The organism is Pseudomonas sp. RGB (genome assembly GCF_007713445.1).
Lineage (GTDB): Bacteria > Pseudomonadota > Gammaproteobacteria > Pseudomonadales > Pseudomonadaceae > Aquipseudomonas.
Genome location: NZ_VMSH01000008.1, coordinates 86,075 through 100,165 on the forward strand (window position 1 = coordinate 86,075; position 14,091 = coordinate 100,165).

A 14,091-nucleotide genomic window follows, 5' to 3' on the forward strand; every position below is an offset into this window, starting at 1 on the left:
ACGCTTGTGCCGCGCCGGCTTCAGATATCTGCGCTGACCTGAGTTGCATCCGGGCATGTCTGCTGGCCGTTATCCAGGCCTTGCTTGTAGTTGCGGCTCAGCAGCGACGCCTTGCCGTTGTGCCAGGTCAACGTCAGTACATACAGCGTGTCGAAGTCACTGCCCGACCAGTCTTCGGTGATGGTGTGTTTTTCGCCCGAAGCCTCACTGGCCACTTTGTTGATCAGCTCCGGCAGGTAGCCGTGCGACCAGGCGGTGTAGATGATCGCGTTGTGATACTTGTCTTCCACCAATTCGTCGGCGAGGGCACTGGTGTCGTTGGCCGAGAACTTGATGTTCACTGGCAGGCCCAGCTTGATCGCGCTGGGGCTGATGGTCATCAGCGGCCGAATGTAGCTGTAGGAATTATCGTGCTCGCCTTCCTCGACATTACGCGTCGGGTTGGGCGCAAACACGAAGTTGGCTTTGCCGAATTTCTCCGGCAGCACGGTGGCCAGGTTCATCGCGCGGTTCAGGCCCTGGCAATTGAGCTGGCCCAGGCCGCCGACGGGTTTTTCGCCGTGGCGCAGGAATACCAGGGTTTGCACGCCATCCACCGGGCCGGCGCTGCTGATGCGCGACTCCAGGCTCAGGCCGATGGCGCCGCCTGCCAACAGCAGCGGCAGCATGATGTACGAATAACGTTTAAGGCGTTGCGCAAGGCACAGAGGCTTGATTGTCATTAGGTTCGAGTCTTCAGTGCATCGGATTAAGGCGGACAAGCCGGGACCCAGCGACGCATCCGGCGTCCTGCGGTTTTTCCGTGTCGTTGTAACAGGGTGTCTCCTTTCACCGTAATGGCGCACTTAAGAGTGCGTATCGGCATTTTGGTTCGCCTGCGCGCACGATAGCGTGGTTATGTTGCGCAATGATGACCCATGCAGGACGGCGTTGGGGTGGCTATCATGGGTGCTTTCCGCCTGGGGATTTCCCGATGAATGCACTCGCCGCTTTCCCGATCAACAGCAAATGGCCCGCCCAGCATCCGGAGCGTTTGCAGCTGTATTCGCTGCCCACGCCCAACGGCGTCAAAGTGTCGATCATGCTTGAAGAGCTGGGCCTGCCCTACGAGGCGCACAAGGTCAATTTCGAGACCCAGGACCAGTTGTCCCCGGAATTTCTGTCCCTGAACCCCAATAACAAGATTCCCGCGATCATCGACCCCAATGGCCCGAGCGGTCAGCCGCTGGCGTTGTTCGAATCCGGTGCGATCCTGATTTATCTGGCGGAAAAAACCAGCCAGCTGCTTTCCGAAGACCCGGCCACCCGCTATGAAACCCTTCAATGGCTGATGTTCCAGATGGCCGGTATCGGCCCGATGTTCGGCCAGGTCGGGTTCTTCAACAAATTTGCCGGCAAGGCCTACGACGATAAACGTCCGCGTGATCGCTACGTCGCCGAGTCCCGGCGATTACTGGAAGTGCTTGAAAAACGCCTGCTGGGCCGCACCTGGATCATGGGTGACGAGTACAGCATCGCCGACATCGCCACCTTTCCGTGGATTCGCAACCTGATCGGCTTCTATGAGTCCGGCGATCTGGTCGGCATCGCCGACTTTCCTAATGTGCTGCGCGCGCTGGACGGCTTTGTCGCACGTCCGGCGGTAATTCGTGGTTTGAACGTACCTGCGTGACCCTAGAGCGTCGAAGTATGCCGACCTTTGATTTCAAGCAACTGGATGTATTCAGCGGCGTTTCGCTCAAAGGCAACCCACTGGCGGTGGTGCTGGGCGCTGACAGCCTCACTGACCAGCAGATGGCCGATTTTGCTAACTGGACCAACCTGAGCGAGACCACGTTTTTGCTGACGCCGCGTGATCCTCGGGCTGACTATCGGGTAAGAATTTTCACCACGCTCACAGAGCTGCCGTTCGCCGGGCACCCGACGCTGGGCAGTTGCCATGCCTGGCTGCAGGCGGGCGGCGTACCGAAGGGCGACGAGATCATCCAGGAGTGCGAAATCGGCCTGGTGCGTGTCCGTCGTGAAGGCGGCGAGTTGGCGTTCATTGCGCCACCGTTGTTGCGCACCGGCCCGGTGGATGCACCTCTGCTTGAGCGCGTGCGCCTGGGGTTGGGCCTGGCGCCCGAAGCCATCGTGAGCAGTCAATGGGTCGACAATGGCGCGGGCTGGCTGGCGGTGATGTTGGCTGATCGTGACCAAGTGCTTGCTTTGCAGCCGGACTACTCGCAACTGCATGGTCTGGCGATTGGCGTCATTGCAGCTTGTGACCCGGCGCGCGACGCCGTGGACACGCACTTCGAAGTCCGCGGCTTTATCGCCGGCGACGGCGCTCAGGAAGACCCCGCCACTGGCAGCCTGAATGCCGGCATTGCCCAATGGCTGTTGAGCGAGGGGCTGGCGCCCGACTGTTACGTGGTCAGCCAAGGCACGGCCATGGGGCGCGCCGGGCGTATACGCGTCGAGCGCCACGGCGATGAAATCTGGGTCGGCGGTGCGGTTGCGGTGTGCATCGACGGGCGAGTACAGCTCTAGATCAATGAATTGTTACGGGCTGCGCAATACACTATTGGCCCCTTGGCGTTTGTGCTGCCGGGGCCAGGGGGCATAAGCTTTCGCCCCAACTATTTCTGCCTCTATTCAGGACAGCCATGACCAGCCAGTTCCCCCAAGCCCGTCCACGCCGCCTGCGCCGCTCTGCGGAGCTGCGTGGTTTGTTCCAGGAATCCGAATTCACCCTCAACGATTTGGTACTGCCGATTTTCGTCGAAGAAGAAATCGACGACTTTGTGCCGATCACCAGCATGCCGGGTGTGCAGCGTATTCCTGAAAAGAAACTGGCCGCTGAGATCGAGCGCTATGCCCGCGCCGGGATTAAGTCAGTCATGACCTTCGGCGTGTCCCACCACCTGGACGCCAACGGCAGCGACACCTGGAAAGAGCGCGGCCTGGTCTCGCGCATGTCCTCGATCATCAAGGACGCCGTGCCGGAAATGATCGTGATGTCCGACACCTGCTTCTGCGAATACACCGACCACGGCCATTGCGGCGTGATGCACGGCGCCCACGTCGACAACGACACGACCCTGGTCAACCTCGGCAAACAAGCCGTGGCCGCCGCCCGCGCCGGTGCTGACGTAATCGCACCGTCTGCTGCGATGGACGGCCAGGTCCAGGCAATTCGCCGCGCCCTGGACGACGCTGGCTTCACGCATATTCCGATCATGGCCTACTCCACCAAATTCGCCTCGGCCCTCTACGGCCCGTTCCGCGAAGCCGGCGGCAGCGCGCTCAAAGGCGACCGCAAAAGCTACCAGATGAACCCCATGAACCGCCGCGAAGCCGTGCGCGAATCGCTGCTCGATGAGCAGGAAGGCGCAGACGCGCTGATGGTCAAGCCAGCCGGTGCCTACCTCGACATCATCCGCGACATCCGCGAAGCCTCGCGTTTGCCGGTGGCGGCGTATCAGGTGAGTGGTGAGTACGCGATGATCAAGTTTGGTGCCCAGGCAGGGGCGATTGATGAGGCGCGGGTGGTGCGCGAGACGTTGGGGTCGATTAAGCGTGCGGGGGCGGATTTGATTTTTACTTACTTTGCGATGGATTTGGCGTTGGCGGGGATTTAATTCCGGCGATTGACCCTGTGGCGAGAGATTTGCTCGCTGCAGGCGCTTCTAACTGCACTTATACCGAGTCAGCCTAGTTTTAGCAAAAGTCGTGTTGCTCCCGTATGTCGTTGGTGAGACCGCTCTCTTCATAAGAGAAAATAGGCACAAGCTCACCGTCCGGAACTCCCATAGTCATCTCGTAGGCGACAAGTCCGTTAGACATATGCGAAGACATCCCTGATGGGTGGACATTGATTTTTGCGCCCTTGCATAAAAACTTAATATGTTTAAAGTCTGCCCTCATTAAACCGAAGCAGTCGTAGAGGTCCAGTGCTGTGTAGGCGCTTCGTGTTTCATCGCTCATCAGTAGGTAAAGGATGGGTTTGCACCCCTCGTATTCGATGATTGCGTTTCACGTGTTCCGTTTTTAATGATCTATTTTCTTAGTTGAAGTTCTCATAATCGCTTGCATCTAATGATTTTATCCAGCTTTTGAAGAAATCCACTTGTTCTTGTGGATTGTTTGTTAGGTTATTTTCTTCATAATCAAATATATGAACGATATCAGCCCGTGATGCTTGTTTGCCTAATGTCATTTCATATGCAACAAGCCCATTGCTCATTTGAGAGGCCATTCTCGACGGCATGACGTTTATTTTTGCTCCCTTACAAAGAAATGTAATATGAGGGAAGTCTGCTCTGACCTTTGCTAAGCAAACAAAAATATCCTTTCCCGTGTAGATTTTTTTGAAATTTTCAGCCTCGGAAAATGTCATTGAAAGATTCTCAACGCTATATTTAACGGTAACTTCCAATCTTTGATTGCCGATAGCTACTTTTATTTTTTGCGTATTCATACTATTTCTTGTTCAGGTTGGGGATTGAGTACCCTACATAGCTTCCGTCACTTTTTACAGGTGTCATGCCCAAAATGTCTTCTGGGTCTATTTTGTGATGGACTGCAAATTCTTTCTCATTAGAGAATGGTGTCATTTTGCCGAGTTCTAAATTTACATCATGGCCCGGTATGCTTTTTATAACGTATAAATAACCGTCCCTCGTGCCGAACCCGGTTGAAAAATCTATAGCGGTGAGTCTTGATGGAGAGGTGCTTATAAAATTACTAGGCGGATCGTTGCTGTTTAGAGCGTGAAGGTAAAGGTCGTTGCTTTCTCCCTTGCTCTTGAACCCCGTTTTAAAAACTTCATCCGGATGTTTCCTATCTCCCCGAAATAAGTAGTCCTCGTCATCACTTGATTGTGGTGGTTCAGGTTCGTTTTTGTAAACGTTCGCTTTTGTCGAAGGCTCATCAGCAGATGTTACTTTAAGCTTGCACCCACCTTCACCAGGGCATGTGTTCAATCCCAGCGGGTCAACCCACCCTGTAGGATTGGGCACGTACCGGTACGCGTTGATCCCACCTGCCAGCTTCACCGGGTCGGGCGTCAGGTAACGACCGATATCTGGATTGTAGTAGCGATGGCGGTTGTAGTGCAGTCCGCTTTCCGGGTCGAAGTATTGGCCTTGGAAGCGCAGCGGGTTGTCGATTTTGTTGATGTCTAGGCGGCTGATCTGGCCATAGGCGCGGTAATGCGCGGACCAGACGATTTCGCCGTCGGGGGCGGTGAGTTCCTGCGGGGTGCCGAGGTGGTCAAGTTGGTAGTGGTAAGGCTGGATATCTTTTGGGCCGAAGCCTTCCAGCAATGCTAACGGCCGAAAGCTGTCCGGCTCGTAGAGGTAACTGCGATGACGATCCGCGTGATGCTCCGCAACCAGCTTGTCGCCTTGCCAGAAAAACTCCGTCGTTATGTCGTCGACGGTTTTGCTGATGCGCCGACCAAACGGGTCGTAGCAGTAGCTCGCGGTTTGGCCGTTGGGTTGAGTGATACCAATCAACCGATGCTGGCAGTCGTAGCGGTACTCGGTAACGAGCTGGTGGCCCTTACCGCGCCTTTGGCGGATCAGATTGCCGAACGCGTCATAGTCGTAATGATGATCGCCCTGCATCACCAACCGATTCCCCGCCACGATGTCCGGGCCGGGGCGGTCCTGCATCAGCAGGTTGCTGGCCGGGTCATGGCCGAATCGCTCTTGCACGTCTTGCGAGTGATCGGCCCGAGTCAGACGGGCGAGGGGGTCGTAGTGGTAGTGGTGATCGCCTTTGCGCGTATCTAGCAGGCGGGTCAGGTTGCCGGATTTGTCGTAGTCGTAGTGGCGGCGGTAGAGGTCATGGTTTTCTTGAGTTACCGCGTGGGCGTGGAGGCGGTGTTGCTTGTCGTAGTGGTAGTGGCTGAGCAGTTGGCCTTGTTGGCGCTGGCGTTCGCGGCCGGTTTTGAACAGGTGGGACGTTAAGGTTTTGCCGTTCAGTTCGACGGTGGCGAGGTGGCCGCTTTTGTCGTGGTTGAAGGTGACGCGGTTGTTGTCCGGCAGGCGCAGGTTTTTCAGCTGGCCGCAGGCGTCGTAGCCGTAGCGTAAGGTGCCCCAGCCTTGGTGGTCGGCGGTGAGGCGGTTTTGGCTGTCGTATTCGTAGGCTAGCGCCCAGTGGCCGTCGTCGACGCTGAGGAGGTTGCCTTGGCGGTCGTAGGTGTAATCGACCACTCCACCGTCTGGGAGGGTTTTTCGTACGAGGCGGCCAGAAGGGTCTCGCTCATAGCGGGTGACTAACTGACTGCCATCGTCGCCGTGCTCGGTTTTCTCCAGCAGGTTGCCGTTGAGATCGTAGGCATAGGCCGTGCGTTGACCGTCAAAACCAATTTCCTGCTGGATCAGGCCGTTGGGGTGGTAATCAAGTCGGTAGGTCTCGCCGACTTCGTTTTCGATCTCGGTCAGCAGCAGCCGGGCGTTGTCGTAGCGGTATTTAACCTGCGTGCCATCGGCATTAAGGCGGCGGCTGACCAGGTGCAAACCGTCGGCATATTCGTAGCGGGTGACATGCCCCAATTCGTCACGTTCGGAGGTGATTTTTCCGTAGGGGTTGTAGCTGAATTCTCGCGTCGCTCCATCGGGTTTGGTGAGTTTCAACAAGCGCCCTGCGGCGTCCCATTGATACTGCGTCAGCGCGCCATGTTCATCCTCGCGCGCAACTTGTCGGCCGACGTCGTCATAGCGATACCGCTTAACCCCACCATTCGGCAGCTGTTCCTCAACGAGCTGCCCACGCTCATTCCAGACCAGCCGATGACAGCCGTTATCCGGGTACCAAACCCCAATCAGCTGCCCGTATTTGTCGTAGGTGTAGTCCGTAATGTGGCCGTCAGGATCTGTCTGACGCGTAACATCGCCTTGTTCGTTACGCTCATACCTCCAAACCGCCTCGCCCCGCCGTACAACCCGTACGAACCCGTTGTCATGCTCGTAGGAAGTCGGCTCATTCTCCCCAGGAAACATCGCCACCAAACGCCCGGCTTCGTCGTACTGATACGCCGTCACCGCCCCCAGCGGGTCTTGCTCAACCGTCAGCCGACCCTTGTCGTCATAGGATTTGAAATGCTCCGCACCGTCCGGATCAATCCGCTGCACCAGCCGCGCCCGCTGATCGTGGACATACACTTCCTGACTGCCGTCAGCGTTGTGAACCGTAACCCTGCCGTTGTCATCCCAGACATAGCGCGTGTCCATCTGCGAAAAACTGGCCCAATGCCGAACACAGCGCGCGGCCTTGCCAGACCGTTCCCACGCCCAAAAGAAACTCGCGCCACCGGCCAGCTGCCGCTCAAGAATGACGTGCTGATCGTCGTACCGATAAACCTCACTTTCACCTACAGCATTGGTCGCGGAAACCAGTCGCCCAGCGTCGTCATAGGCGTAGGAAACGACGTTCTGCTCCGTCACCCACACATATGGCTCACGGCCTTTGGCGCGATGAACCTGATAGTCCACGGCCACAATGCGCCCCAGTTCGTAGCGCAAAAACAGCGACCGACCCGCGCCGTTATCCAGCCGCTCAATCCGCCCCAAACGATCACGAGAAATCCGCAGTCGGTTGTCATACGCATCGCTGATTGTTGTCAGCTGACCATCGCGAAAGTGATAAAAGCGTGATGCCTGAGCCAGCACCAACTCATCAGGCTGCGACCCCAGGTAAATCGCCGCTTCGGCCAAGCTGTTAGTGATTGCTGGTCGAGCAGCAGTAGGCAACGGAAATTCCGTACTGCGATTCTCATGATCCGTCCAAACCACCGAATCACCCGCAACCACCAACCGCTGCGCCAGCGCATGACTCCAGCCAAACCCCAACCCGCAATCCACTTCCACCGCACTGGTGCGATACAATCGCGTCCACTCAAACGGCAAAATCCCGTCCAGCGCGCCATCAGTGAGGGTCAGCAATTCCTCCCCGGTGACCATGGACACCGGGCAGCCATTGGTGGCGGTTTTGTCGGCAGGCGCCGCCGCGTCTCCCTGGGGATTCTTCGCAGCAACAGGCACATCATCGACGTGTTCCTGGCGCACCAACGCGGTCTGCTGTTTCTTGGTACGAACCGCCGGCACTGGGTTGGAAACCAACTGATCCCCAGCCTTCAACGGTGCAACCGGCACCGTCTTGATTGGGGTTGCGGCACTCCGTCCCAGCAACGGCTTAACCACCTTGGCATGCGGCTCCAACCGGGGCATCACCAGCTTTTTAGCCAGCAACTCCAACAACTCCGACGTCCGCTCAGACTTGATATGCCCCAGCACCTTCGTACCCAGGCGCACCGCCACACCCACGCCTGCTGTCGCCCAAATCAGCAGCAGGTTGATCAACACCTCGCCAGTGATTTCCCCCATCAATTCATGCATTTCTTTCGGCGGCAGCATGCGCATCCAGCTGACCATTGCCGACACGTAAATGAACAACAATGGCTCATCGCTGAGCACCAGCAGGCCGTCGGCGATTGCGTCGTTGCCGAGCTTCAGCAGTTCATCAAGTTCAGTTTGGGAGATGTATTGCAGCAACTTCTCGCTGCTGGGCTTGATGTCCGCCAGTAAATCAACCAGTTGAGTTATGTTGTCCCACAGGCTGTAAAGCGCTTTGCCCATGCCACTTAGAAACGCCGTTTCCACCATCCTGCGCTGGTCTTGCGCGATAGCGTCCGTAAAGTCTTTCCAACGTGCCTCAAGCGTGCTGTTCCATTCGTCGCGCAGGCGCGCTTCCAGTTCCGCGATCACCGACTGATAAGACGCATACAGCGCCTTGACGTGATCCTTGGAAACGTTGGGATAAAAACTGATTCGGTACTGCTGGTTGCGATCACACTCGGTGATTTCAAGAATGCCGCTGGGGCCGATGGTCTTGTGGATCGGCTCACCCAGTGGGCCACCGTTGGGGTCGACGCGTTGCAGTATCACCGGCGTATCGCCGATGGGCACAAACTGCGTGCTTTGGAACATGTGCACCAGGGTCAACGTGCCGTTGGCCTGGCAGGTGGCGACGGTGCTGCTGGGAAAAATGGAGGGGGCTATGGGCGCGACAAGCGTCACTTCATCGCCAACCTTGAACACCTGCTCGACATCCAGCGCCGAAAAGCTCCAGAAGCTTAAAGCCCAGTCGTCAAAGGTGTTCAGGCAGCCCCGGAAATCACGTAAGACGCCTTCAACATCCGGCGCTTTGACGTCCATGGGCCTCAGGGCCAGCCGGCCAATAGCCGGGTTCAAGCGACAGCCCCGTCAATACGTGTTCCAACACAAAAAACCATCTGCAATCCCTCGCGCTGTGTGATCAGGCGAAGGACTTTGCCGAGGTTTTCAGGTGGTATCTGTAGAGCTTATCCGGGTGTTGCGTGGGATGTTTCGGTAGTCCTTGTCAGCGCTGCGCAAATGCCAGGTTCAAGCCCAATCCTGCAAAGGCTGCCGCAAAACTTCGGCGCAGCCAGTTCTGCACGCGCGGCGATTCGATCACGGCGCGGCGAAAGCCATTGGCCAACAAGCCATAGATGACAAAAACCGCAAACGTCATCGCCATGAATGCTGCGCTCAGTACCAGCATTTGCACGGCGGGCGAGACGTTGCCTGGGGTAACGAACTGGGGCAGAAAGGCCAGGAAGAAAATTGTCAGTTTGGGGTTGAGGATGTTCAACAGGAAACCACGGATCATCAGGCCGCGCGCTGTGGTTGCGGTCGGTGCGTCATTCATCGCGAAGGCCGAGCGATCACGCCAGGTGGCGTAGGCCAGGTAGAGCAAGTAGGCAACGCCCGCATACCTGAGCACTTCAAACGCCAACGCGCTGGTGTGCAGCAGGGCGGAGAGGCCGAGCACCGATGCCAGCAAGTGAGGCAGGATGCCAGCGGTACAACCCAGCGCAGCAAATACGCTGGCGCGCTTGCCGGCGGTGAGGCCGGTGGAGACGGTAAAGATCACACCGGTGCCGGGGATCAGCACGACGATCAGGCAGGTGACGAGGAAGTTCACACTGAGCATGGCATTCAAACTCCTTGTAGGAATGGTCGATGACAGATCCTGTCACGTTAGTTTGTGATTGGCGAGTACGGCAGGTCGGCGAACCCCGGTTAGACTTACCTGTCGATATCCGCAATGCCCGGCCCGTCGTTACCCAAGGAAGCCCCATGTATTCAAGCCGCCTGATCCTGTGCCTCACCACGTTGCTGGTGCTGGCCGGTTGCTCCACTTCACGCAGTCCGCAACAGCCGGAGCGTAGCGAGGCCGAGGTGAAAGCGCAGATAGTGCGCCTGCTGCCGGCGACGGTGCCGGACCGTGGTGGCTGGGCACAAGACATCTACACCGCCTTCGACACTCAGAAAATCTACCCCAGCACCGAAAATATCTGTGCCGTGCTGGCAGTCACCGAGCAAGAGTCCACCTATCAGGTCGACCCGCCGGTGCCAAACATGGGCAAGATCGCCCAGGATGAAATCCTGCGCCGTGCCGGCAAGGTCCATGTGCCGGCCTTTGTGGTGCGCAGCGCACTGCAATTGCGCTCGCCTACCGGCAAGTCCTACGCCGAGCGTTTGAGTGCTGCACGCACGGAGAAGGACCTGAGTGGAATCTTTGACGATTTCATCAGCGTGGTGCCTCTGGGTAATACCTTATTTGGCGGTTTCAACCCGGTGCATACCGCAGGCCCCATGCAAGTCAGCATCGACTTTGCACAGAAACAGGCCCGGGGTTATCCCTACACAGTGGACGGCACGATTCGCCGTGAAGTCTTCACGCGGCGCGGCGGCATGTATTTCGGCATCGCCCACTTGCTGGGCTACCCGGTCAGTTATGACCAGCCGCTGTACCGCTTTGCTGACTTCAACGCCGGTTGGTACGCCAGCCGCAATGCCGCGTTCCAGGCCGCCGTCAGCCGCATTACTGGCACCGAGCTGGCGTTGGATGGCGACTTGATTCGCTATGGCTCATTGTTGCCGGGCACCACTGAGTTGGCGGTGCGCTCCCTGGGGGCCAAGTTGGACATGCGCAATCCGACCATCCGTAGCCAGTTGGAGAAGGGTGAGCAATTGGACTTTGAGGAGACCACTCTCTACAAACGCGTATACGCGCTGGCTGATAAAGCGGCCGGCAAGCCAATGCCACGGGCGATACTGCCGGGCATCGTGCTGAAAAGCCCGAAGATAACCCGCAACCTGACCACCGCGTGGTTCGCCAAGCGCGTGGATGATCGGTATCAGCGCTGCATGAAGCGCTGATTATTGTCGCTGGCGGGCGTGTCGTGGCGAGCGGCTTGTTGTGGCGATCGGGCTTTCTGTGGCGAGCGGGCTTGCCCCGCGTTGGGCTGCGAAGCAGCCCCCAGTCAAGCAGAACGCGGTATGTCAGTCATCACTCGGTGCCTGGTTCTGGGGCCGCTTCGCAGCCCAACGCGGGGCAAGCCCGCTCGCCACAACGGGCCTTTTCTCATGTTGCTCTTTGAATCAGTTGCGCTCGAGGGCGAGGGCTACACCCTGGCCGCCACCGATGCACAGCGTCGCCAGGCCTTTCTTGGCGTCGCGCTTGATCATTTCATGCAGCAAGGTCACCAGCACGCGGCAACCCGAGGCACCGATCGGATGGCCGATGGCGATGGCACCGCCATTGACGTTGACCTTCTCGGCGTCCCACTCCAGCTCTTTGCCCACCGCCAAAGATTGCGCGGCGAAGGCTTCGTTGGCTTCGATCAAGTCAAGGTCGCCCAGGCTCCAGCCGGCTTTGTCCAGGCAGCGGCGAGTGGCCGACACCGGGCCGATGCCCATGATGGCTGGATCGACGCCGGCGTTGGCGTAGCTGGCGATACGTGCCAACACAGGCAGGCCGAGGGCTTTGGCCTTATCTGCACTCATCAACAACACTGCAGCGGCGCCGTCGTTGAGGCTGGAAGCGTTGCCGGCAGTGACGCTGCCGTCTTTCTTGAATGCAGGTTTGAGTTTGGCCAGGGATTCGGCGGTGGTACCGGCGCGCGGTTGTTCATCCACGGCGAAGGCCACTGGGTCGCCTTTGCGCTGGGGAATCAGGATCGGCGTGATTTCATCGACAAACCGACCCGCTTCAATCGCGGCAGCGGCTTTCTGCTGGGAAGCGGCGGCGAACGCGTCCTGGGCTTCACGGCTGATGCCGTACTTGTCCACCAGGTTCTCGGCGGTGATGCCCATGTGGTAGTCGTTGAACGCATCCCACAGGCCGTCGGTGATCATGCTGTCGATCATCTTGGCGTGACCCATGCGCAAACCGGTGCGCGCAGCAGGCAATACGTACGGCGCCAGGCTCATGTTCTCCATGCCGCCGGCAATGATGACCTCGGCGTCGCCGCAACGGATGGCCTGGGCGCCCAAGTGGAGGGCCTTGAGGCCCGAGCCGCAGACTTTGTTCAGGGTCAAGGCGGGTACGGCGTGGGGCAGGCCGGCGAGAATCGAGGCCTGGCGCGCAGGGTTCTGGCCACTGCCTGCGGTGAGTACCTGGCCGAGGATGACTTCATCCACTTGAGCCGGGTCCAGGCCGGTCTGCTCCAGCAGGCGACGGATCACGGCCGCGCCCAGTTCCGGTGCCGGGATACTGGCCAGCGAACCTTGAAAGCTGCCCACGGCGGTGCGGGTGGCAGCAACAATCACGACGTCTTGCATGGAATCTGTCCTCACTGGAAGTGCATTTCTGGAACGTGGTCCGGGACGATCAGTTTACCGGCGGTCTTGCTTACAATCTCTTCAACGCTGACGCCAGGTGCGCGTTCCTTGAGGACAAAAGCGCCATTTTCGATCTCGAGGTAAGCCAGGTCCGTCAATACACGCTTGATGCACTTGGCGCCGGTCAGCGGCAGGCTGCACTGGCTGAGCAACTTGGACTCACCGTCCTTGGACGCATGGGTCATGATCACGATGATGTTTTCTGCACCGGCCACCAGGTCCATGGCGCCGCCCATGCCTTTGACCAATTTGCCGGGAATCATCCACGAGGCGATGTTGCCTTGGACATCCACTTCAAACGCGCCGAGCACGGTGAGGTCGACGTGGCCGCCGCGAATCATCGCGAAGGACTCGGCAGAGGAGAAGATCGAGGCGCCAATGCGTGCCGTCACGGTCTGCTTGCCGGCGTTGATCATGTCGGCATCGATGGTTTCTTCGGTCGGAAAAGGGCCCATGCCGAGCAGGCCGTTTTCCGATTGCAGCATCACTTCCATGCCTTCGGGAATGTAGTTGGCCACCAGGGTCGGAATGCCGATGCCGAGGTTGACGTAGAAACCGTCCTGCATTTCGCGTGCGACGCGTTGAGCCATTTGTTCGCGGGTAAGAGCCATTGTTTGTCTCCTTATTATTTGGGCTGGCGGATTATTTGCGGACAGTGCGCTGTTCGATGCGCTTCTCGAAGGTGCCGCAGATGATCCGGTCGACGTAGATGCCTGGGGTGTGGATCTGCGCCGGGTCCAGCTCGCCCGGTTCGACGATTTCTTCAACTTCGACCACGGTGATCCTGCCGGCGGTGGCGGCCAGCGGGTTGAAGTTCTGGGCGGTGTGGCGGTAGATGACGTTGCCGAAATGGTCGGCTTTCCAGCCTTTGACGATGGCGAAGTCACCGGTGATGGACTCTTCCATCAGGTAGGGGCGGCCATTGAATTCGCGGGTTTCCTTGCCTTCGGCGACGGGGGTGCCGACGCCGGTGGCGGTGAAGAAGGCCGGGATGCCGGCACCGCCTGCGCGCATTTTTTCTGCCAGGGTGCCTTGGGGCGTCAATACCACTTCGATTTCGCCGCTGAGCAGTTGCTTCTCGAACAGGGCGTTTTCACCGACGTAGGAGGCGATCACTTTGCTGATCTGCTTTTGCTCCAGCAGCACGCCGAGGCCGAACCCGTCGACGCCGCAGTTATTGGAGACCACCGTCAAGTCGCGGGTGCCTTTGCGCTTGATCTCGGCGATGAGGTTTTCCGGAATGCCGCACAGACCAAAACCACCGGAGAGCACGGTCATGCCGTCTTCCAGGCCTGCCAGTGCTTCTTCATAGGACGCCACGCGTTTATCGAAACCTGCCATATGCACCTCTTTTATTGTGTGTGGGCCAGCCAATGACACGAGTGTTGCG

The 14,091-nt window shown here is 58.3% G+C and carries 11 protein-coding genes; 4 read left to right on the top strand and 7 right to left on the bottom strand.

The window, feature by feature from the left end; translation table 11 throughout:
- Positions 1–20: 20 nt before the first annotated feature.
- Positions 21–722: a histidine phosphatase family protein gene (locus tag FPT15_RS18145; RefSeq protein ID WP_145163383.1), complete on the bottom strand. Its 702-nt coding sequence runs from the start codon at positions 720–722 to the stop codon at positions 21–23.
- A gap of 251 nt (positions 723–973) precedes the next feature.
- Here FPT15_RS18145 and FPT15_RS18150 point away from each other — a divergent pair, with 251 nt between their 5' ends.
- The 3 genes from FPT15_RS18150 (at position 974) to hemB (ending at position 3,623) form a co-directional block, all read left to right on the top strand.
- Entirely contained in the window at positions 974–1,672 is a 699-nt protein-coding gene (locus tag FPT15_RS18150; protein ID WP_145163385.1) for a glutathione S-transferase N-terminal domain-containing protein, read from the top strand.
- A gap of 17 nt (positions 1,673–1,689) precedes the next feature.
- Positions 1,690–2,532 carry a PhzF family phenazine biosynthesis protein gene (locus tag FPT15_RS18155; RefSeq protein WP_145163387.1) on the top strand — a complete coding sequence of 281 codons (843 nt, stop codon included), beginning with the start codon at positions 1,690–1,692 and terminating at the stop codon, positions 2,530–2,532.
- 116 nt (positions 2,533–2,648) lie between these two features.
- On the top strand, positions 2,649–3,623 hold the full coding sequence (gene hemB, locus FPT15_RS18160) for a porphobilinogen synthase (protein ID WP_145163389.1): 975 nt from the start codon (positions 2,649–2,651) through the stop codon (positions 3,621–3,623).
- Positions 3,624–4,048: 425 nt separating this feature from the next.
- Here the strand turns inward: hemB and FPT15_RS18170 are convergent, their stop codons facing one another.
- The 3 genes from FPT15_RS18170 to FPT15_RS18180 form a co-directional block, all read right to left on the bottom strand.
- A complete protein-coding gene (locus FPT15_RS18170) occupies positions 4,049–4,462 on the bottom strand; it encodes a hypothetical protein (protein WP_145163391.1) in 414 nt (137 codons plus the stop codon).
- 1 nt (position 4,463) lies between these two features.
- On the bottom strand, positions 4,464–9,206 hold the full coding sequence (locus FPT15_RS18175; RefSeq protein WP_145163393.1) for an RHS repeat-associated core domain-containing protein: 4,743 nt from the start codon (positions 9,204–9,206) through the stop codon (positions 4,464–4,466).
- Positions 9,207–9,390: 184 nt separating this feature from the next.
- Positions 9,391–10,005 (bottom strand): LysE family translocator, encoded by a 615-nt coding sequence (locus tag FPT15_RS18180; protein ID WP_145163395.1) that lies wholly within the window; start codon positions 10,003–10,005, stop codon positions 9,391–9,393.
- A 146-nt stretch (positions 10,006–10,151) separates the two neighbouring features.
- Between FPT15_RS18180 and FPT15_RS18185 the strand changes: the two genes are divergently transcribed.
- Positions 10,152–11,237, top strand: coding sequence for a DUF1615 domain-containing protein (locus FPT15_RS18185; protein WP_145163397.1), 1,086 nt, complete (start codon positions 10,152–10,154; stop codon positions 11,235–11,237).
- A gap of 222 nt (positions 11,238–11,459) precedes the next feature.
- On the opposite strand, the gene FPT15_RS18190 is transcribed toward FPT15_RS18185, so the two are convergent.
- The 3 genes from FPT15_RS18190 to FPT15_RS18200 are packed head-to-tail and all read right to left on the bottom strand — an operon-like array spanning position 11,460 to position 14,042.
- Positions 11,460–12,641 carry an acetyl-CoA C-acetyltransferase gene (locus FPT15_RS18190; protein WP_145163399.1) on the bottom strand — a complete coding sequence of 394 codons (1,182 nt, stop codon included), beginning with the start codon at positions 12,639–12,641 and terminating at the stop codon, positions 11,460–11,462.
- Positions 12,642–12,652: 11 nt separating this feature from the next.
- Positions 12,653–13,312: a CoA transferase subunit B gene (locus tag FPT15_RS18195; RefSeq protein WP_017135011.1), complete on the bottom strand. Its 660-nt coding sequence runs from the start codon at positions 13,310–13,312 to the stop codon at positions 12,653–12,655.
- A gap of 31 nt (positions 13,313–13,343) precedes the next feature.
- The gene (locus FPT15_RS18200) at positions 13,344–14,042 is read right to left on the bottom strand and encodes a CoA transferase subunit A (protein WP_145163401.1); all 699 of its coding nucleotides are present in this window, start codon (positions 14,040–14,042) and stop codon (positions 13,344–13,346) included.
- Positions 14,043–14,091 lie beyond the last annotated feature (49 nt).